Raw genomic sequence first — 20,217 nt, 5'->3', positions numbered from 1 at the left:
GCTAGTAGGACTTGGTTACCTCGGGTAGGAGACGGTATGTCACCTGCGTTGGGGGTGAGGGAAGATGACCCCTCAAGAACTCGAGGCCGTGCGGGCGCGACTGGAGACGTTCGCCGCCGAGGTGTTCTCCTGTTTCGCCCGTGCTGATCAGCGGCGATGGGGCGAACGATATGTGCGCGGCCTGCTGACCGACGGGGCCCGTAAATCGATGGAGCCGATGGCGGCCCGGCTGGGCGTGGACCGCCAGGGGCTGCAGCAGTTTCTCACCGACGCCCCCTGGTCACATCAACTGGTGCTGGCCGAGCTGGCCTGGCGGATGGACACGGCGATCAACCCGGCCGCCTGGGTGGTCGATGATGTGTCCTTTGTCAAGGATGGTGAGGAGTCGCCGGGAGTGGCCCCGCAGTACTGCGGGGCGCTGGGCAAGACCGCTAACTGCCAGGTCGCCCCGAGTGTGCACCTGGTCACCGACGTCGCGTCCTGTCCGGTGAACTGGCGGCTGTTCGTGCCCGAGGGGTGGGATGCGGCCTCACCGCGCACGGAGGATTCGGCCGCGGTGGCGGCGCGCAGGCAACGGGCCCGGATCCCCGCGGACATCACTCATGTGCCCAAGTGGCAGCTGGCTTTGGACATGATCGATGAGCTGTGTTGCTGGGGGCTGGAGGCGCCGCTGGTGGTCGCCGATGAGGGCTATGGCCAAGACGGGGCCTTTCGTCTGGGCTTGACCGAGCGTGGCATCGGCTACGTGGTGGGGGTGCGCTCCGATACCGCGCTGCTGGGCATCGATGCCGGCCGGACGGTCGCGCCGTATGCGGGGACTGGGCGGCGGCCGGTGCCGCGTTATCGAGACAAGCCGCGCTCAGCCCAGCAGATCGTGACCGCCGCCGGACGGCGCGCGCTGCACGCGGTGACCTGGCGGGCCGGGTCCAAGGGGCCGTTGCGCTCACGGTTTGTCGCGCTGCGGGTACGGCCGGCGGGGCTACGGATCCGCCGCGCGCACATGGGCGAGGATCTGCCGGTGTGCTGGCTGCTGGCCGAATGGCCACCTGGTGAGAGCGAGCCGACCAAATACTGGCTGTCCACCCTCCCGGCAGACATCCCGCTACGGCGCCTGGTGCGCCTGGCCAAAATCCGCTGGCGCATCGAACACGACTACCGGGAGTTGAAGACCGGCCTGGGTCTGGACCACTTCGAGGGCCGCACCTGGAGTGGCTGGCACCATCACGTGACCCTGGCCTCGGTCGCACACGCCTTCTGCACCCTGGAGCGGCTCGACCCAAAAGTGCCGGCTGCGGTTTGAGCACCTACCGGATCATCGCCGAGTTGCAACTACTCCTGGCGTGCTGGGCCGGAATCTGCCCCACCTGCCGCCGAGCGTTACCCAGACACGCCCAGCCCGTCCCCACCTAACCAAGCCCTACTAGTGGCCCGTCACTGAACCTTGGACGGGTAATTGATCTCCTGGGGTGAACCCGTCAGGCTGGCTGCTTCCGCAAGATAGGGAGGTGGTCATGGCGCGCCGACCAGAGGTGTTCGTCCGGCCGTTGTCGATGGAGGAAGGCCGCAGACTGCAGCGGATCACGAGGACCGCGAAGGATCCGATCAAGTTGCGGCGGGCGATCGTGGTGATGATGTCCGGCCAGGGCCAGTCGGTGCCGGACATCACCTCGTTGATGCAGGTCGGTGACGACTACGTCCGTGATGTCATCCACGCCTTCAACGAGCGGGGGTTTGACGCGCTGGACCCAAAATGGAGCGGGGGCCGTCCCCCGGCGATCAGTGAGCGGGTGCGTGAGCGCATCTGCCTGATCGCCAAGACGGTCCCCGCTGAGTGGGGCATCGCCGGCATGTCGACCTGGAGCCTGCGCACGCTGGCCGAGCACCTCATCGCCCGAGGGGTGGTGGCGGCGATCAGCCGCGAGCATCTGCGGCGGATCCTGCGCAAGGGCGGGGTGAGCTGGCAGACCACCACGACGTGGAAGGCATCCACCGACCCGCACTTCATCGCCAAGATGCGACGCGTGCTGAAGCTGTATGACAGCCCGCCCGCTGATGGGCGGGTGATCTGCGTCGATGAGCTCGGGCCGCTGAATCTGCTGCCGCGTAAGGGCAAACGGTGGCGACCTCAGGGTTCACCGGCCCGGCTGCGGGCCACCTACCATCGCTACGACGGCGTCATGCAGATGATCGCGGCCCTGGATCTGGCCACCGGCAAGCTGTTTTACCGCATCCGCAAACGCAAACGCTGGCGGGAGTTGGGCCTTGGCCCCAAAATGTGGACACCAGCTGTCATGCGGCGAGCAGGACCCTATCGGACCGCTGCTCGTAGGTGATCGGGCTGAGGTAGTTCAGGCTGGAGTGCCTCCTTCGGGTGTTGTAGCGAGTGATCCACTTGAAGACCTCCAGGCGAGCCTGGCGGGCCGAGGACCAGCGTTTGGCGCCCTGCAGCGTCTCGCGTTTGAGAGTGGCGTTGAACGCCTCGGCGGCAGCGTTGTCCGCGCTTGTCCCGACGGCGCCCATCGACTGGCGAACACCGAACTCCTTGCACACGGCGGCGAAGTCGGCGGAGGTGTATTGCGCCCCGTGATCGGAGTGAAAGACCGCCCCGGCCAGGTCACCACCCCGCGTGGCGGCGGCTGCCCGCAGCGCGTCGGTCACCAGCTCGGTGCGCATGTGATCGGCGATCGACCAACCAGCCAGGCGACGTGAATGCAGGTCCAGCACCGTCGCGAGATACAAGAACTGTCCCTCACCGACGGGCAGATAGGTGATGTCGCCCACGTACCGCTGGTTCGGCGCGGCCGCGGTGAAGTCCCGCTTGATCAGGTCGGGCATCTTCTGATGGGAGGGCTCGGGCACCGTGGTGCGGACCCTCTTACGCAGATGCAGCCCGACGATGCCGAAGACCCGCATGATCCGCGCCACCCGCTTGTGATTGACCCGCCGGCCCGCATCGCGCAGCTCGGCAGTCACCCGCGGGCTGCCGTAGGTGCCATCGAAGTCGGCGTGGATCTGCCTGATCTCCGCCGCGAGCGCAGCGTCGGCCGCCGTCCGCACCGCCCTCGCCGGTGTGGCGGCCACCCACCGATAGAACCCCGACCGGGAGACCTCCAGCACTCGGCACAGTCGCTTCACCCCGAAGGCGTCACGGTGATCGGCAACGAACTGGAAGCGACTCACCAGTTCGTCTCCCCGGCGAAATACTTGGCCGCCCGCCGCAAAATCTCGCGCTCCAGCTCCAGTTCCCGGATCCGGGCCCGCAACTGCTTGTTCTCCTCTTCCAGCACGTTGCCGGAGGTTACCAATCCCGTCGGCGGCCTCTTCACCGAGCCCGTCTTCGGAGCAGTGCCGGCAGACCGCGCCTGGTGCACCCACAGGCGCAACGTCTCACGGTTGACGCCCAGGTCCTTGGCCACCGACGCGTACGTCCGCGACGGGTCCGACAGATACAACGCGACGGCGTCTGTCTTGAACTCAACTGAGTAGGCCTTCATGGCCACGAGGAACTCCTTGGTCTCCAGATCTCTATGATCTGGCACTCAAGATGTCCACACCTCGGGGTGAAGGCCCGTTCTTGTCCTTCCTCAAGACGCTCCGGGCGCGCTGGCCTGGCGAAAAACTGCATGTGATCATGGATAACTACTCGCCGCACAAGCACCGCGAGGTCCGCGCCTGGGCGGCTGCCAACGATGTCGAGCTGGTGTTCCTGCCGACCTATGGCTCGTGGTTGAACTGGATCGAGTCAGAATTCGCCGCCTTGCGCTACTACGCCCTCAATGGCACTGATCACCGCAGCCATGCCGAGCAGAACGCGGCGATCGGCGCCTATGTGCGCTGGCGCAACGCCCAAGCCCGGCCCAAGACGAACTTCGCCGCCAGCTCACCCATCAGAAGCTGGACCAGTTACCCGGCCAAGGTTGCGTGACGGGCCACTAGCGGGCGTTCTGTGCGGCGGCCAGGAGATCTCGTACAGTGATGATCAGCCCGTACATGGTGTGGTCGAACGCTTCGTCGACGCTCATCAGTGGAGCGGCGGCGACCGCTTCTCGCAGGTGTGGGACGGTCAGGTGGGGATGCGCCGCCAACCAATGCGGCGGTACGGGAGTGTTGTCCATGACCGGGTAGCCCAGGTCCTGGCGGTAGTCCACGAGGAGTACGAATCCGAACACTCGTATGGTGAGGTCACGGTGCACGATCTGGGCCTCGGTGACGCTCAGCCCGATCGTCCGCAACATTCCAAGGAGCGCGTCGGTGTGAGTGAGCCGGTCTGGATGGATGGCGGGGTCCCGGATCTGCTCATCCAACGAGACCAGCAAGGCGCGGGGGTAGCGCCGGTAGGCCGCACGAAGCGCGGTCCCGTACTCGGCGATGCTGTGTTCCCACGCTTGCGGATCCAGGCGAGGCACCGGCCATTCTGCCGCGAACAGCTGTGACGCACGGTCGACGATCTCTTGACGGTCATCGACGTAGTTGTACAACGCCCGGACCGTCACGCCGAGGTGGTCGGCGAGCAGGCGCATGGTCACCTCCCGGAATCCGCGCGCACCGGCCAGGTCGAGCATCGCCTGACTGATCAGGTCCTTCGTCAGCGTCGGGCGGCCCTTGCGGGTGGGCGAACGCCGACGGCGGCGTGGGCCGTCGATGCTGGCGTCGTCGGATTGGCGGGGCACCGTCCGATCTTAGCCAAACCTTAAACTTCACGCACCGTTGACTTTAGTGGAGTGCTACGCCACTCTCACTAAGGTGACCCTTACCAACACGGAAACGCGCGAGGTCCTCGCGTGAACCCCCCGGAAACCATCAACCCCGCGCAGGCCGGCCGTGCACGGGCGATCCTCGGCCTGGTCATCGCCGGGACAGCGCTGGTCGTGATCGACATGACGATCGTGACCATCGGCCTGCCCGAGATCCAAGCCGAACTCGGCGGAACCCTCGCCGGCGTTCAGTGGGTGATCGTCGGCTACATGATCACGATGGGAGCGGTGACCCAGGTCGCCGGGAGCTTGTCCGACCGGATGGGCCGGCGCCGCATATACCTGCTCGGCATCGTCGTGTTCACGATCGCATCGATCGCCTGCGGCGTAGCCCCGAACACCGTGCTGCTCGACCTCGCCCGTGCCTTGCAGGGCATCGGCGGGGCCATCCTGATGGTCAACGCGCTGCCCCTGCTGTCGCATCAGTTCGAGGGAGAGCGGCGCAACATGGCGATCTCGACCTGGGGAACCGCAGCGACCGCGGCGAGCCTGGCCGCCCCGCTGCTGGGTGGCGTGCTCGTCGACGCGCTGAGCTGGCGCGCGATCTTCCTGATCAACGTACCGATCGGTGTGGCAGCCCTGTTGATCGGGCTGCGGACGCTTCCCGCCGACGCCCCGGCCGGGCATGAGCGGGGCCGAACCGACTGGGCCGGCGCCGTACTGCTGATCACCGCACTCGCCTTGGCCACTTTCGCACTGCTTCGGGGCGAGCAACAGGGCTGGGGCTCGGCGACGACGCTGGCCCAGTTCACCGTCGCGGTGATCCTGTTCATCGTCTTTCTCCGCCTCGAATCCCGGGCCGACGCGTCGATCCTGGACGTCAAGCTGTTCCGCAAGCCCGCCTTCACCGGTGCCGCCCTCGCGGTCTTCATGTCCCGCGTCCTCACCATCGGCGGGACCGTCTACTTCGTCCAGTACTTCCAAGGTTCGTTGCACCTGAGCCCCACGCAGAGCGGTCTGCTGCTGATGCCCGTATTCCTCGCTCAGATGGCGGCGGGCATGCTGGGCGGGAAACTGCTGAGCCGGTTCCCCTCCGGCTACGTCATCGCGACCGGATACGCCTGCAAAGCGGTGGGCGCCGCTCTGCTGGCGTTGGCCTTCACCCCCACGATCCAGCCGTGGCTACTGACCCTCCCCCTCCTCATCTGGGGCATCGGCGGCGGCATCGCAGGTGCACCGGTCATGGCCGTCGCGATGAACGTCACGGACAAGGACCGGGCCGGCATGGTCGCCGGAACGATCACCAGCCTCGCGTCGATCGGCGCCGGCATCGGCACCGCCGTCCTCGGCCTCGTCTACCAGACTCGAATAGCCGGTGCCCTCGCCACCGACTCGGCCCTTCCGGATGGGCCACGCGATGCCGTCCTCGCCGCCGCGGCGAACGGCGACATCCAACGCATCATGGAACTCACGCCCCTGGAGACCAGGACAGCCGTCGGGCATGCCCTGGCGACCGCCATCGCCTCCGGGGCATCAGCCGTGCTCTACTGCTCTGCAGGACTGGCCGCCGTCACCATGGCGGCCGTGCTGATCCTCATCAGCAAACGCAACCTTCCCACCCCCGACAAGGGCAGAAAACCTGCGGCTGGAACAGACCCCGCGCCCGCAGGCGACCGAGGGTGATCCAGCGACCGAAAGCAGTAGCGCGGGTGTGTCTGCATCGCTGGGCCACGGCGAGACTGGGCTTGATCTGGTTTGACGGACATCCGAGATCAGGGGTTCATCCCCGGAAGGATGTCCATGATGGAGAGCATGGGGAAGAAGAAACCGCGCCCTCGCCGTTCGTTCACCCGCGAGTTCAAGACCGAGATCGTCGAGTTGTGCCAGCGAGGCGACCGTTCGATCGGCCAGGTTGCCAAGGACTTCGATCTGACCGAGACCGCGGTCCGCGACTGGATCCGCCAAGCCGAGGTCGATACCGGCGATCGGGACGGGCTGACCAGTGGTGAACGCGAAGTGGGCCACCCCGAGTTAGTTGGAGGCTCCGATACCTGGAAGGGTGAGGAGTTATGGCACCACCGAGGAAGTATGCCCCTGAGCTGCGGGAACGCGCTGTCCGTATGGTTTTCGAGCTGCGTGCGGCCGGTGAGGGGGCGGGCGTGCTGGCCCGGGTCGCAGACCAGCTCGGGGTGCACCGCGAGGCGCTACGGACCTGGGTGCGCCAGGCCGAGGTCGATGGCGGGAAGCGCCCGGGGACATCGACTTCTGACGCCCAGCGGATCACCGAACTCGAGCGTGAGAATCGCGAGTTGCGGCGGGCGAACGAGATCCTGAAGGCCGCCTCGGCGTATTTCGCCCGGGAACTCGATCCCAGACTGCCGCGCTAGTCGAGTTCATCGATACCCATCGCGAACGGTTCGGTGTGGAGCCGATCTGTGCCGTGCTGGAGTTCGCGCCGTCCACGTACTGGGCGGCGAAGAAACGGGAGTCGAATCCGTCGGCTCGTGCGGTCCGGGACGAAGAGGTGAAAAAGGAGATCCTGAAAGTGTGGAACGGCCCGGGACGTGGCCTATATGGGGCGCGGAAGGTGTGGGGCAGCTCAACCGCCAGGGCGTCACGGTCGCCCGGTGCACGGTCGAGCGGCTGATGCGCGAGCTGGGCCTGTGCGGGGCGACCTGGTCGCGCAAACGGCCCCGGACCACCGTCCCCGGCGCCGATCGACCCGGTGACCTGCTGGAACGCAACTTCACCGCGGGCCGGCCGGACCTGCGATGGGTCGCGGACATCACCTATGTCGCCACCGCCTCCGGCTGGGTGTACACCGCGTTCGTCCAGGACCTGTACTCCCGTCGGATCGTCGGCTGGCAGGTCGCCGACCACCTGGGCACCGATCTGGCACTCGACGCCCTGGAAATGGCGATCTGGGCGCGTGGAGGCGTCATCGATGACCTTGTTCACCATTCCGATAGAGGCGTTCAATATACTTCTATCCGCTACGCCGAACGGCTCGACCAGGTCGGTGCGGCTCGTTCTGTGGGCAGCAAAGGCGATTCGTATGACAATGCCGCTGCGGAGTCGCTCAACAGTCTCTACAAGAAGGAGCTAATCGAGTTCCATGGCGGCTGGAAAGGCGTCATGGATGTGACGATTTCCACCATGGAATGGGTTGCCTGGTATAATTCTGAAAGGCTACATTCTTACTGCGGGAACGTTCCTCCGGCCGAGTACGAGGAGACGTTCCACCGATCAACCGCCGACGGCGGCCTGGCGATCGAGAACCAAGCGATCTAGCCTCCAACTTCACCGGGGCGGCCCAAAGAGTTGACCGCGCTGCGACGCGAGAACCGCCGACTGCGCGAGGATGTCGACATCCTCAAGCGGGCCACGGTGCACTCAACAGATCAGCGCAACAGCGGGGCGAGCCTATCGGCTGGAGTGTCGAACTCAAGGGTCTTGCGAGGCCGCGTGTTCAGCTTGTAGGCGATCCGGTCAAGGTCGTCTTGGGTGAGATCGGCCATGCTGGTGCCCTTGGGAAAGTACTGACGCAGCAACCGGTTCGTATTCTCGTTCGTACCGCGCTGCCAGGGGCTGCGCGGATCAGCGAAGTAGACCTGCAGCCCGGTCGCCGCGGTGAGGTCTTTATGCCCGGCCAACTCCATGCCGCGATCCCAGGTCAACGACCTGCGGACCTGCTCGGGCAGCCGGGTCATCGTCGCGACCAGGCCTTTGGTGACAGTGTGCATGTCGCGGCCGTCGAGTTGGATCAGCACGGTGAAGCGGGTCGTGCGTTCCACCAGCGTGGCGATCTGGGTCACCCCCTGGCCCAGCAGTAGATCGCCCTCCCAGTGGCCGGGGATCGCGCGGTCCTCGGCCTCGGCCGGGCGCTGACTGATGGAGACGGCGTCGATGATCTGGGAGCGCCACTGCCCGGTGACGGTGTTGTGGATGTTGCGGCGGGTGGGCCGGCCCGAGCGCAGGTGCTTGGTCAGTTCCTTGGCCAGCACGCCGCGGGCTTGAATGAACAGCGACTTGTAGATCGTCTCGTGGCTCACCCGCATCCCCGATCCCGGCTGGTAGGTCTTGGCCAGGTACCCGGCGATCTGCTCGGGTGAGCAGTCTTGGCCCAGTTTCTCGGCAACCAGCCACTGCAGGGCCGGCCGCTGGGCCAGTAGGCACGGCTTGGGCCGCCGGGCCCGTGCCCAGGAGCGGTCTTCGGCGTCGACGGCCCGATACCGGGCGACGCCCTTGGTACGGGCGATCTCCCGGCTGATCGTCGAGGCGGGCCGGCCCAGGGCGCGGGCGATGGACCGCATCGACTCGCCCCGCGCCAGGCCGCGGGAGATCTCCTCACGCTCGGCGAAACTCAGCGTCCCAGGCCGCTTTCGCCGCAGCGGCGGGACATATCCGCCGTTGGATTTGACGACCGTGAACACCGAGCCCGGTGGCTTGTGCAGTGCCCGGGCGATCTGACTGATCGACTCACCGGCCTTCCACCGGTCCCACAGCTCTCGCTTTTGCGCATCCGACATCCCCGGGCGGCCCATCCTCGCCACGCAACACCTCCGCGATCATCATCCCGAATGGTGTTGCGCTGATCGGTTGAGTGCACCATCGAAAAAGTAAAACTCGGCGACAAGGTCCTGGCCACGAATCCAGAAACGGGAGAAACCGCCCCCGAAGAAGTCACCGCGCTGATCACCGGGCAAGGGATCAAGAAGCTCGTCCACCTCACGGTCGACACCGACGGCGAGCACGGCACAGCGACGGCCGCGATCACCGCGACAGACGGTCATCCATTCTGGATTCCCCAGCTGCACCAGTGGCTGAACGCCGGCGAACTACAGCCGCGTATGTGGCTCCAGACCCCCACCGGCACCCACGTTCAGGTCACAGCGGTCAGGAAGCGGACCACGCCGCAACGCGTCCACAACCTGACGGTCGATTACCTCCACACGTACTATGTACTCGCAGGAAATACGCCGGTGCTGGTGCACAATACCGGGCCAGGCTGTAGTCCGACGGCAAGGATTCTAGATCAGGCGTAGCAGAAATGGAATACGCCTGAAAATCTTGAGCATGTAATTGATCCAGCTAAACATGGATTTGAGGACCTAGTAGCCAAAACTGGGGGCCGCGAAGAAGCCCTTCGCACCATTATGAATAGCCTTCGTGGCGCCAAAGATTTGCCAGCTGCAGGAAAGTGCGAAGTGAACCGAGAAATCGGGGGCGAGACAGTAACAATCCGAGGAGCAATAGTAAACGGAGTTCCCAAACTCGGCACAGCATTAATTCCCGAAAAGTTCCCCGGATGGCAGCGGCTGCAATACGCGCCCGAGAAAATCTCAAAAAGTCAAAGAAAGCTAGCCATGATCACATTGGAGAGGGCGACTACCCGGAGGTTGCTACCATGCCTATTGCAATAACTCCTCGCCCAATAAGCCTAAGCGAGAGAGCCATAGTTGAGCTAATCCTCGCTAACGAATTCCCCGGTGCGTCTGAATTGCGAGCCCAAGTGGATCTCGTTCGGGTGGTTGCACAATGGGGAGCTGGTTCAGTGAGCGTTGATCTGATGGTACGGGAGGGTACTCCTCGTTCACTGGAAGCCAGTGGTGTAGTTCCGGTAAATGCGACAGTCGTTGATGAATCAGGATCGCTTTTCGGGGAGATTCTCCTTTGGGTCACCGATGGATATCTCTCGGCAATTGAATATGCATGGTACGGAGGCGAGCCGCCAAGCACCCTTCCAGACGCTAAAATGGTCTCTATCGAAATGCGACCTTAGCCCATTAGGTTATGCACGCCCCCTTTTCTGGATGCATTGAGTCACCCTTTAGTTGCAGCTAATTAAATAGCGATTTTGTCTTCACGAAAATGCCAGGAAGATTCACCGGGTAGCATTAAGATAGGGCTCCACGGAATTTGATGGCTACGGTTATATAAAAATAAACAGAGAAGCCTTGTTTAAAATAACGAATCGTTGCCATCGTTGGGCTAGACGATACTATCTAGATAGTCGCGTACGACCTGTAGGACGCCTGGCTCGTCCTGCAGGTCGACGGCGATGCGCTGGCCGTTTAGGAAATGCTAAGTAACTGGACCACTATGACGCGCTCTTGCAGCTAGGCCTCCCGGTAAGCATGGCGGCCAAGCCGAGGAGTTCAGTCCGCCCAGGCCGCGGGCATGGCCTGGGTCCGCGTTCCACCATCTCAGGAACGGTGACTCGGTCAGGGGTAAACGATTGTAAATCTGCAGCGAGATGTCAGTGCCACTCACCTGCACATTCTGCATGAGGTGTCAGTGAGGTGATCTCAGCAAGATCAATAAGGGCGGTTGCGATTCGATGCCTCTAAAATGACGTCGGCAGACATGAATCGGGATGGATCGCGATGCCCCTGAAACAGGCGTGGAGCTTTCGGTAGAAGAGGTCTCACCACAAGTCTTCTTCGATCCAGAAAGCCCCACGTGATCACCTATCGTGCCACGCTTGACGTCTCTCGGGAGCTGGTTTGCCACCTCTCCCTGCTGCTGTCGGCCGAGCGCCGCCGACTGGGCACCCGCTCGGGTTCTCGGGCTCTGACCTGTTTTGAGCAGGCGGTGATGGGGTTGCGCTGGTTTCGCGACCGCACCGACCGGGCTGCCCTCGGCCGCGACCACGGCGTCTCCCGCGCCACCGCCTACCGCTACATCGACGAGGTCATCGACGTCCTGGCCGACCAGGCGCCCGATCTGCACCACGCCCTGCGGCGCGCCACCGACGCCGGCCTCACCCACCTGATCTTGGACGGCACCGTCATCGCCACCGACCGCTGCGCCGAGAAGACCATCAGCGTCAAAGGTGAACCCATCGACCTGTGGTACTCCGGAAAGACCCGCCACCATGGCGGTAACATCCAGGCGCTGTCCGCGCCCTGCGGCCTGCCGCTGTGGGTGTCGGCCGTCGAGCCCGGATCGGTGCACGACCTGACCGCCGCCCGCACACACGTCCTGGGAGCGCTGTACAAAGCCGCCGCCGACGGCCTGCCCACCTTGGCCGACTCCGGCTACGACGGTGCCGGCATCGGCATTCTCACCCCGGTCAAACACCCCGCCGACGGCCGGCCCCTCGACCTCGACACCCGCACCCGCAACGCGCTCCTGCGCGCCCTACGCTGCCTGGGCGAACGCGGCTTCGCCCTGCTCACCCAACGCTGGCGCACCCTCCAGCGCATCACCGCCAGCCCCAGCAGAATCGGCGACGTCGTCAAAGCCGCACTCGTTCTCACTCATTTCGAACACGGCTACCTGAAATGAAAGTCGCTGAGATCACTTCAGTGGATCTGCATATGCTGTCAGTGGAGTTGGCCCGGTTTGGTGGACGCCTTGGTCTGCCCCGGGTCCTGTTGAGTCGCATTTCTGGATTGTCATGCCACAATGGTCGTTTTCTCGAATTCTATCGGGGTCAGCATGCCAAGGCTGCTGTGCCGTCGTTGCCGGTTATGCCAGATCTCCAGGTACTCGAAGATGGCGTTGGCGAGCTCGATCCGGGTATTCCAGCGTTGACGGTCGAGCAGCTCGACCTGCATACGAGACCAGAATGCCTCAATCATGGCGTTGTCGTAGCAGTCGCCGGCACTGCCCATCGAGGGCACCAGACCGGATGCCTTGGCACGCTCGGTGAAGGCCCAGGAGGCGAACTGGCTGGACTCAACCGGTCGTCGCAACGCTGCTGTTCAGCAGCAAGTTTAGATGATCACTGAAGGCTTCTGCCGGCGTTTTCCATTCGAGGGTCTTTCGGGGCCTGGTATTGAGCGCGAATAGGCGTCCAGCACGACCGCGCAGTAGACCTTGCCCTCGCGGGTGGGATGCTCGGTGATACTGAGCCGATCATAGGTTTTGGTACTTGTTGGGTGGCGGTGGGAGATCGCGTTCCGGCGGGGACATGCTTGGAGTATGGCCAGAAAAGGTCGCAGAGCGACGTTCGAGGAGAAGGTCTTCGCCCTCCGGTTACTGGGAGGGAGCATGTCACCGGATCGGGTGGCTGAAGCACTGGGAGTAGGCCGCGAATCGGTGTTTCGGTGGAAACGCCAGGCGCGGGCGGGCGGTATCGAGGCGCTACGGATCAAGAAGGCGCCGGGCCGGCCACGGCGGCTCACCCCCGGCCAGGAGCAGACCATCAAGGCGGTGGTCCGTGACGTCACCCCCCGTCAGGTACTGGGCACGGCCGTTGTGCTGTGGACCAGGGCGCTGGTGGCGATGGTGATCGCGGCCTGGTTCGGGATCGACCTGTCGGTGACGGCGACCGGGCGGCTGCTGCGCGGGCTGGGCCTGTCGCCACAGCGTCCGGCCTACGCCGCACTCCGGCGTGATCCGGCGGCCATCACCGGGTGGACGACGGTGGCCTTCCCGGCAATCTGCCGCCGGGCGCGCAGACGCGGGACAGTGGTGTTGTTCGCCGACGAGATGAGCATGCGTGTCGATCACCGCTGCGGCACCACCTGGGCCCTGGTGGGGCAGACGCCGGTCGTGTCAGCCGGGGCGGGTCGCCGGTCGGTGAAGATGTTCTCGGCGGTCGGGGCCGACGGCACACTGCGCTATCGGCTGGGACACGGCGCGATGGACCGGTGGGCGTTCCTCGGGTTCTGCGCGCAGCTGCTGCGCACCATTACCGGGCCGATCGTTTTGATCGTCGACGGCTCGTCGATTCATACCGCCCGAGCGGTCGGTGATTTCGTCGCGCGTACCGGCGGGCGGCTGCGGTTGTTTTTCCTGCCCGCGTATGCGCCGGAGGTCAACCCCGATGAGTGGGTCAACCAAAACGTCAAGGCCCGGGTGGCGCGCCAGGCGGTCGCCGATGAGCATGAGCTGGCCGCGGCTATGCACCGCAGCATGCGCCGGCTGCAAAAGCGTCCCGACATTGTCCGGGCCTTCTTCGCCGATCCGCATCTGGCCTACATCAGCCCATAACACGGATAGTCCCAAAACTTACGATCGGCTCAGTATCGGTGACCCACAACTGATTCGGACCGGTCCGGGAAAAGGCCCGGTCGACCAGGTCGGTGGCGATCTGGTCGGGCGCAGACCGACGCCACCTGGGTCGGCCGGTGACCCCGGCCAGCCCGGCCCGGCGCATCAGCAGTTCCACTGCCCCGTGCCCGACCAACACATCCTGGCCCAGACGCAGCTCAGCATGCACGCGGCGAGCACCGTAGGTGCCACGGGAGTTCTGATGGACCTCAATGATCAGATCGGTCAGCCAGGCGTGCCGGATCGTCCGCTGCGAGGGCGGTCGGCCGCGCCAGGCGTAGTAACCCGAGACCGAGACCTGCAGGATGCGGCAGCCGACCTCGACCGGGATGGCTTCGCCGGCCATCACCGCGACGGCCTCGAAGCGCCTTTTGGGGGCACCACCTGGCGCACCAGCTCGATGGCACGACGAGTGGCCTGCAGTTCGGTCTCCAGCTCGGCGATGCGCCGCTTGGCCGCAGCCAGTTCGGCTTTCTCGCCGCTGGTCAGGCCGGGCTCCAGGCCGCGGTCGATTCGGTCCTGGCGTCGCCAGCTGTAGATGGACTGGCTGCTGATCTCCAGGTCACGGGCCACGTCGGTGACCGTGCGGCCTGCCTCGATGAGATCCAGCACCTTGCGCCGGAACTCCGATGGGTAGCCACGCCGTCCCATGCCACTCTCCTTTCAACGAGTGGCACAAGAATCCAAGAATCCGCCTCCACAAGACCAGGGGCACACCATCGACTCCACCGAACTCGGGGTACATCACACGTGGAGCTTCGCTGGTCCGCGTCGACCAGGCCCACCTCATCACCGGGAGCAGGAGCAACCCGCACTTGATCGAGCAGCAAGCCGACCATCGCCTGCCGGCTGGAGAAGTCCGCCGCCACCCGTTACTTCGCGAGCTCCCTCAAAGCGACGGAGTCCCTGCCGCCGGTCGCGTCCAGCATGACCAGCCGCTCCTACGTCGTCTGCTGCGCCGCCCGACCGCGAGTGCCGGCCGGTTGGGGGAGGGCTTTCACGGTGCTGATTTCTGCAAGCGCTGGAGGAGCAGGCCAGGCCACCCCGTGCGTGTCCTGTGGCAGGTGCGGCTGATGGCCGGGGCAGGGGAGTGGAAGGTGATCCGGCGATGGGGGAGTCGTCGGCGAGGGTTCTACGTGGGCGAGTTGGCGTCGTCTGCGATCCGCAGGCTCTTGGTGCGGAGCGGAAGAGCGCCATCGGGTTCCACGTAGGCGTGGCTGAACAAAATCAGCTTATTAATCTACATTGTAAAGGCGTTCGATCGAGTTCAAGATCATTTACAATGGACTAAAGACCCATCCACCAAAAGCAGGGCCGTCAGACGCGCCCTGCGGGTGGATCTGCCCGCCGAGGTACAACAAGATGATTGATGGGGGACCGGTAGGGTGAACTGTGGGCTGGGGCCACCTGTACCTGCTCGGGAGCTTCTGAAGTTGACCCGGTTTGGTGGACACCTGAGTTCTGGGGAACCCTGGTTCCCGGAAGAAGGAGTTCACTGTGCCGAACAACTATCCGCCGGAGTTTCGCCGGCAGATGGTCGAGCTGGTGCGCGCGGGACGATCGCCGGAGGAGCTCGCCAAGGAGTTCCAGCCCTCTGCGCAGTCGATCCGTGTCTGGGTGCGCCAGGCCGACCTTGATGACGGCCACCGCCAAGATGGGCTGACCAGCGCCGAGAAAGACGAGCTGGCCCGGCTGCGCCGCGAGAACAAGCTTCTCCGCGAGGAGAAGGAGATCTTGCGTAAGGCCGCGGTTTTCTTCGCACGGGAGACGGATCGGCCGAGATGAGATTTCGGCTGATCGACGCGGAGAAAGACCACCACGGCGTCTCCCTGCTGGCCCGGGTGCTCGGTGCCCTCGCGCCAGGGCTACTACGCCTGGACCAAGCGCGGACCCTCGATCCGCGCCCGCCAGGACGCGGAGCTGACCGAGAAGATCCGCGCTCACCATCAGGCCTCCGATGAGATCTACGGGGCGCCGCGGATCCACGCTGACCTGCGCGAGATCGACGGCATCGGCATCGGGCGCAAACGGGTGGCCCGGCTGATGCGCGCGGCCGGGCTGGCCGGGGTATCCCGGCGTCGGGGTTGTCGCACGACGATCACGGATCGAAAGGCGGCCGCTGCCTCGGACCTGGTGAAGCGGAAATTCGAAGCCGACGAGCCGAACCGGATCTGGACCGCCGACATCACGTATGTGCCGACCTGGCAGGGCTTCCTCTACCTGGCGGTAGTGCTCGATGTGTTCTCGCGGCGGATCGTCGGCTGGGCGATGGCCGAACACATGCGCACCGAACTGGTCACCGACGCCCTGGCGATGGCGATCCATCAGCGCCGCCCCGAGGCCGGGGTGATCCATCACAGCGACAAGGGCGGTCAATATACCTCGATGGCGTTCGGCCGGCGCTGTGAGCAGGCCGGCGTGCGTCCCTCGACCGGTCGCACCGGCACCTGCTTCGACAACGCCATCACCGAGAGCTTCTTCGCCTCGCTGGAATGCGAGCTGATCGACCGGCGGACCTTCCGCACCAGGTCCGAGGCCGAGCGCGCGGTCTTCGCCTACATCGAGGGGTTCTACAACCCACGTCGCCGCCATTCTGCCAACGGCCAACTCAGCCCCGCCGAATACGAGCGACGCCAAGCCCTCAAGCCCATCCACGAAGACGACTACGCTGCCGCGTAGCCGAAAGCCCTGACGTGTCTACCAAACCGGGGCAACTCCACCGTATTGGCTGCGTTGCTCGGCGGACAGAAAACTGACCGGCATAGGGGGCTCCAGGCATGCCAGGGCGCCCCCACCTCGCACGCCGCGGTGGGGGCGCCCTCGAATATCAGCAGCGGTCAGGCCAGATGATCGACGTGACCGATTACGTGGTGAATTGTGCCAGTCTCACGCCAGTCATGATCACCGTTGTCCAGCTCACGATGGTCGGGTTGCACGCGTGTCAATGGTCCCGCGCCTGTGCTCTGGCTCCGTGCAGAGCCACCCGGGCCCTGCACGTGCCTGTCCTGCGGGGAGCCGGTGGGAAGCAGGGGCCCGTTCGGGTGCGAATGCCGTGACGGGGCGGGGGTCGTCTACGCGGTGGTCTCGTAACTAATAGCCCTTGAGTTGCTTCGGGCTTCTTCGGTCTCTTCAGCCCCAGGACTTGGGCCTATCTGCTGGTACTCCGGCTTCTTCGGGTGTTGATGAGATTTCGGGGATTGTGATCAGAGAGATTCGGAACGAAATCCGGCGTTTAAGGGGGTTCCCCTTGGTCAGGGGCCGCTGCCTTTTCCTGCGGCCCGCACACCGCCCGCGCCCGCCTCGGCTACGACCGCGCCCATGTCCTGCTCGAGAAGTACGCCGGCCCGTCCAGCGGGGTTTTCACCGTGGGAGCTCGTCCGTCCACTCGGTGGTCACCGAGATATACGAGTTGCTCATCGCCGCACCTCCTTCGGCGGTCAGCAAGATGTTGGCGCGCGTCACCCGGGCGGCCTCGGGATCGACGACCATTCTGATCTCCAGGCTCTCGGAGAGCGGGATCAGCAGTTCCTGCCCGCCCTCGACCGCCCCCGCGTTCTTGACCCCCGGCGTCGCAGCGAGGGCCTCGAATGCCGCCGAACGGACCTGCGCGGGCGTCGGCAGCTCCGTGATCAGGGTGATCAGCGGGGAGACGAGCTCGCCTTGCCGATCGGCGGGGAGCATGGCGCTGTCATGGCGGGGTAGCCCGGCGATGCGCTCCTTCAGCTCCTCCGGATCCGATGGAAGCCCTTCGAGTTCCTCGAAACCGATCTCAGCGCCCATGAGCCTGAACGGGGCCGGGTCCCCGACGACGACGCCGGGAGTGGCGTACGGCGCGTTCCTGGACCAGTGTCGGCCGTCGCGGGCGGTCCAGCTCTCCTCCACCAGAGGCGCGTCCGGGCCCTGCCCCGTACGCGTGATGTGCCAATAGGTCCCCGTCCCCTGGGGGATGTGCTCGGCGCTGGTCGCGGCCATGAGCAGGACGTCCCGGCCCGAGACCGGCGCGGCGGCGAGCGGAAACAGGCTGGTAACGATCACGGCGACGGCCACCGCGGCGGCGACCGCCATGCCCAGCACCGGCAGGAGCCGACCGTGGCGCCCGACGGCACCTGCCCGCCACGGCAGGCGCCGGACACCCTGGGGACGGACAGGACGCGTTTGGGGAGCGGCTGTGGCGGGGTCCTCAGCTGTGATCAAGATGAGTAGCGTTTGTGCCTCCGCGTCGGAAGGGTGGCCTCCCGGCTGTCCGGGCGTGACCCGGGCCAGCGCCCTCGTCATGGCGTCGATCTCGTCGGTGTTCTTCACAGCGACCTCTCCGCCGGTGCAAGCCGGCTTTCCGGGGTTGAACGGATGCCCGCATCGGTCAGCGCGCGGGAAAAGCGTCGGCGAGCGCGGTGGAGCCTGACGCGTACGACGTTGCGCGACAGGCCCAGCGTCGTGGCGATGTCCTTGTGGTCGAGGCCCTCCCAGGCGACCAGCGCCAGCAATTCCCGGTCGTCGTCGGGCAGGGCCCGAAAGATCTGGGTGATCGCTTCCCGTTCGAGCCTGCTATCGGGGGAGTCGGCGTAACGGTCGGCCATCTTTACATCGAGCTCGGCACTGCGGGCCTTGCGGTGACTCTCTCTACGGTGGTGGTTGGCCAGCACGTTGCGTGCCACGCCGTAGAGCCATAACGTGGCCTCTTCCCCTGACGGCAGATCGTCCATCCGCCGCCAGGCGATCGTGAAGGTCTCCGCCACCACGTCCGCAGCATCCTGCGGCGAGTCGCAGCGGCGCACGGCATACGCTGTGATCTGGCCATATGTCTCCCGGTAGACGGCCTCGAATCTGGCCAGCCGTTCGTCAGGCACGAGCGGTTCCCATGAGCGATTCCTTAGTCAGCACGAAATACAGACATGCTTCCTATGTGTCGAGCGAGCCCATCATTACGCGCCAACCTAAAGAAGTTTCAGCGTGTTGGTGTAGCGCAGAAGCGGTGTACCTCGGGTTCTCGGAAACGCTCGATTGCCAGAGAAGATCACCAGCAGGCCACGGAGCGCCAGTCTGAGTCCCGGAGAGGCTGATTTCTTTCTCAGAACTCGTTCTCAATCGCGGCCGACGGCACCTACTCCGGGCAGCTCCTGCCGGGTGACTACCAGTCGAGGTCTCCAGGAAAAGTGTGGAACCCTGAGCCGGGCCGACCTCATCGCACTGTCTCACCGGTACGTCCGACGCCTCGACGCTGGATGCGCTTCCCAGCACCATGAGGGCGCGCCGCGCGGCGGGCCGGGCCGGTGAGTGATCGGGCGCGCGGTCGCGGGGATGCTCCTGGGTGAGGGGTCCTGTCTCATTGCATCTGAGGCACCCCGCGTTGTGTCTCCGGCCTCGGTACCGGGCAAGGTAGGCCGTCGGGAGAAGGACCGGCACAGCCGGAACCTCGCCCGACGGCCTACCTTGCCCAGTCTGGAACCCCTACAGCATGCGGGGGCCGAGAGCATGAAAGGCTTCCACGAGGGCCTGAATAGCGCCGCGCCGGTCGGTGCGCCGGCGTGCGACGTAAAAGACCACTGGGTCAGCGCCGGTCAGCGTCACCGCCCGCAAGCCAGAGCCCAGGAACGGAGCCATCTCCGCCAAGGTGGCTATCACGGCTGTGCCATCGGCGGTTTTGCGCAAGACGCGGGTGAAGTCCCCAGCGTCGAACTCGACCAGGCGCGCCTCGCGACGTGGCCGAACATCCCCCAGCCAGAAATCGCTCATCCACTCATCGGCACCAGCCGGGTTGTACAGAAACGGTTGCTCGCTAAAGTCCCCCACGTTCATCGCTTCGACCTCGGCGAGGGGATGCCGGGCTCCGACCACACCGATGCGCGTGGTGGTCATCGCCAGGGGGAAGGAGTCCACAGCGGGATGTCGCACCGGCGCAGTGGTCCACAGAATATCCACCCGATGCTCAGGCAGGCAGTGGGTGAGCGCCGGAAAGGGAACGTCCCGACTCACCAGCCGGATCTCGGGGAAGTTGAGACGAACCTCTCGCGCGATGCGGGTCAGGTCGAACTGTCTCAGAAGCCCGCCGACGCTGGCGGGAACACCGATCCGTAGGGTGTAGCGAGCGGGGGTGGCCCGAGCGCTGTCACGGGCGGCGTTGGCGTGAGCGATCAAAGGTCCGGCGGCGATCGCGAACCGCCTGCCCGCCGAGGTCAGGGCGAACACATTCGCAGGGTCCCGCTCGACGAGGGTGACCCCGAGTTGTCGTTCCAGACGTTGGATGCGCTTGGTCAACGCCGATGAGGTCAGGTGCAGCCGCCCGGCCGCACGCCCGTAGTGCTCCTCCTGCGCCAGCACCAAGAAGCTGGCGACCAACCCGAGATCCAGATCCATACGCGCTCCTGCGGTGTGGATGAGCCGGGCGACCGATGCGAAATGCCGAGTGAGGGATCTCGGCTCAGTGGTCGTTACTTCTAAGTATCCGGAAATTGTCAAGACTCGATTCCTCGTGAGAACGAGGAAGGGCCGCGCCCTGCCGCTACGCGTAAAACGAAGTCAC

17 protein-coding genes, 3 pseudogenes and 1 other annotated feature are annotated in these 20,217 nt (G+C 65.1%); of the genes and pseudogenes, 11 read left to right on the top strand and 9 right to left on the bottom strand.

Annotation, left to right across the window (positions count from 1 at the left end; all coding sequences use genetic code 11):
• The first annotated feature begins 64 nt into the window (after positions 1 to 64).
• Positions 65 to 1,300, top strand: coding sequence for an IS701 family transposase (locus tag J2853_RS12970; protein ID WP_307554052.1), 1,236 nt, complete (start codon positions 65 to 67; stop codon positions 1,298 to 1,300).
• A 211-nt stretch (positions 1,301 to 1,511) separates the two neighbouring features.
• Positions 1,512 to 2,333: an IS630 family transposase gene (locus J2853_RS12965; protein WP_307557673.1), complete on the top strand. Its 822-nt coding sequence runs from the start codon at positions 1,512 to 1,514 to the stop codon at positions 2,331 to 2,333.
• Here J2853_RS12965 and J2853_RS12960 read toward each other — a convergent pair.
• A protein-coding gene (locus J2853_RS12960; protein ID WP_307568558.1) for an IS3 family transposase occupies positions 2,290 to 3,500 on the bottom strand; the annotation gives its coding sequence in 2 pieces (ribosomal slippage) (positions 2,290 to 3,191 and positions 3,191 to 3,500; 1,212 coding nt in all). The genes J2853_RS12965 and J2853_RS12960 overlap by 44 nt on opposite strands.
• A 74-nt stretch (positions 3,501 to 3,574) precedes the next feature.
• Between J2853_RS12960 and J2853_RS12955 the strand changes: the two genes are divergently transcribed.
• A complete protein-coding gene (locus J2853_RS12955) occupies positions 3,575 to 3,925 on the top strand; it encodes a transposase (protein WP_307557672.1) in 351 nt (116 codons plus the stop codon).
• A gap of 7 nt (positions 3,926 to 3,932) precedes the next feature.
• Here the strand turns inward: J2853_RS12955 and J2853_RS12950 are convergent, their stop codons facing one another.
• Positions 3,933 to 4,670, bottom strand: coding sequence for a TetR/AcrR family transcriptional regulator (locus tag J2853_RS12950; protein WP_307557670.1), 738 nt, complete (start codon positions 4,668 to 4,670; stop codon positions 3,933 to 3,935).
• Positions 4,671 to 4,781: 111 nt separating this feature from the next.
• Between J2853_RS12950 and J2853_RS12945 the strand changes: the two genes are divergently transcribed.
• The 3 genes and pseudogenes from J2853_RS12945 to J2853_RS12940 all read left to right on the top strand — a co-directional run bounded on the left by J2853_RS12945 (position 4,782) and on the right by J2853_RS12940 (position 7,985).
• The gene (locus J2853_RS12945; protein WP_307557668.1) at positions 4,782 to 6,377 is read left to right on the top strand and encodes an MFS transporter; all 1,596 of its coding nucleotides are present in this window, start codon (positions 4,782 to 4,784) and stop codon (positions 6,375 to 6,377) included.
• A gap of 111 nt (positions 6,378 to 6,488) precedes the next feature.
• Positions 6,489 to 6,659: pseudogene (locus J2853_RS47845) on the top strand (transposase); the annotation flags it as partial.
• A gap of 104 nt (positions 6,660 to 6,763) precedes the next feature.
• Positions 6,764 to 7,985, top strand: a pseudogene (locus J2853_RS12940) (IS3 family transposase).
• Positions 7,039 to 7,152, top strand: a sequence feature (AL1L pseudoknot). It overlaps the preceding pseudogene by 114 nt.
• A 110-nt stretch (positions 7,986 to 8,095) precedes the next feature.
• On the opposite strand, the gene J2853_RS12935 reads toward J2853_RS12940, so the two are convergent.
• Positions 8,096 to 9,247 carry an IS30 family transposase gene (locus J2853_RS12935; protein WP_370879243.1) on the bottom strand — a complete coding sequence of 384 codons (1,152 nt, stop codon included), beginning with the start codon at positions 9,245 to 9,247 and terminating at the stop codon, positions 8,096 to 8,098.
• Between the two features lie 57 nt (positions 9,248 to 9,304).
• Here J2853_RS12935 and J2853_RS47840 point away from each other — a divergent pair, with 57 nt between their 5' ends.
• The 3 genes from J2853_RS47840 (at position 9,305) to J2853_RS12925 (ending at position 11,984) form a co-directional block, all read left to right on the top strand.
• Positions 9,305 to 9,739 (top strand): polymorphic toxin-type HINT domain-containing protein, encoded by a 435-nt coding sequence (locus J2853_RS47840; protein WP_370879525.1) that lies wholly within the window; start codon positions 9,305 to 9,307, stop codon positions 9,737 to 9,739.
• A gap of 263 nt (positions 9,740 to 10,002) precedes the next feature.
• Positions 10,003 to 10,476 carry a hypothetical protein gene (locus J2853_RS12930; protein WP_307557664.1) on the top strand — a complete coding sequence of 158 codons (474 nt, stop codon included), beginning with the start codon at positions 10,003 to 10,005 and terminating at the stop codon, positions 10,474 to 10,476.
• A 680-nt stretch (positions 10,477 to 11,156) separates the two neighbouring features.
• Positions 11,157 to 11,984: a transposase family protein gene (locus J2853_RS12925; protein WP_307556486.1), complete on the top strand. Its 828-nt coding sequence runs from the start codon at positions 11,157 to 11,159 to the stop codon at positions 11,982 to 11,984.
• A gap of 110 nt (positions 11,985 to 12,094) precedes the next feature.
• On the opposite strand, the gene J2853_RS12920 is transcribed toward J2853_RS12925, so the two are convergent.
• Positions 12,095 to 12,394, bottom strand: coding sequence for an integrase core domain-containing protein (locus tag J2853_RS12920; protein ID WP_307557662.1), 300 nt, complete (start codon positions 12,392 to 12,394; stop codon positions 12,095 to 12,097).
• A gap of 229 nt (positions 12,395 to 12,623) precedes the next feature.
• Between J2853_RS12920 and J2853_RS12915 the strand changes: the two genes are divergently transcribed.
• Positions 12,624 to 13,637 carry an IS630 family transposase gene (locus J2853_RS12915; RefSeq protein WP_307556037.1) on the top strand — a complete coding sequence of 338 codons (1,014 nt, stop codon included), beginning with the start codon at positions 12,624 to 12,626 and terminating at the stop codon, positions 13,635 to 13,637.
• Here J2853_RS12915 and J2853_RS12910 read toward each other — a convergent pair.
• Together J2853_RS12910 and J2853_RS12905 are read right to left on the bottom strand one after the other, a co-directional pair.
• Positions 13,627 to 14,043 carry an IS3 family transposase gene (locus J2853_RS12910; protein ID WP_307557660.1) on the bottom strand — a complete coding sequence of 139 codons (417 nt, stop codon included), beginning with the start codon at positions 14,041 to 14,043 and terminating at the stop codon, positions 13,627 to 13,629. The two genes, J2853_RS12915 and J2853_RS12910, sit on opposite strands and share 11 nt — an antisense overlap.
• Entirely contained in the window at positions 14,043 to 14,348 is a 306-nt protein-coding gene (locus J2853_RS12905; protein WP_307557658.1) for a transposase, read from the bottom strand. The genes J2853_RS12910 and J2853_RS12905 overlap by 1 nt, the downstream gene beginning before the upstream one ends.
• 846 nt (positions 14,349 to 15,194) lie before the next feature.
• Here J2853_RS12905 and J2853_RS12900 point away from each other — a divergent pair.
• Positions 15,195 to 16,376: pseudogene (locus J2853_RS12900) on the top strand (IS3 family transposase).
• Positions 16,377 to 17,057: 681 nt separating this feature from the next.
• Here J2853_RS12900 and J2853_RS12895 read toward each other — a convergent pair.
• From J2853_RS12895 to J2853_RS12885, 3 genes are all read right to left on the bottom strand, one after another.
• On the bottom strand, positions 17,058 to 17,999 hold the full coding sequence (locus J2853_RS12895) for a hypothetical protein (RefSeq protein ID WP_307557657.1): 942 nt from the start codon (positions 17,997 to 17,999) through the stop codon (positions 17,058 to 17,060).
• Complete coding sequence (locus J2853_RS12890; protein WP_307557655.1) at positions 17,996 to 18,544, bottom strand: RNA polymerase sigma factor; 549 nt, start codon at positions 18,542 to 18,544, stop codon at positions 17,996 to 17,998. Before J2853_RS12890 ends, J2853_RS12895 begins: the two co-directional genes overlap by 4 nt.
• Positions 18,545 to 19,145: 601 nt before the next feature.
• Positions 19,146 to 20,051 (bottom strand): LysR family transcriptional regulator, encoded by a 906-nt coding sequence (locus J2853_RS12885; RefSeq protein WP_307557653.1) that lies wholly within the window; start codon positions 20,049 to 20,051, stop codon positions 19,146 to 19,148.
• Positions 20,052 to 20,217 lie beyond the last annotated feature (166 nt).

This window comes from Streptosporangium lutulentum (assembly GCF_030811455.1).
GTDB classification, from domain to species: Bacteria; Actinomycetota; Actinomycetes; order Streptosporangiales; family Streptosporangiaceae; genus Streptosporangium; species Streptosporangium lutulentum.
Note: the sequence above shows the minus strand (reverse complement) of the source record. Positions and strands in the feature narration are given on the sequence as shown.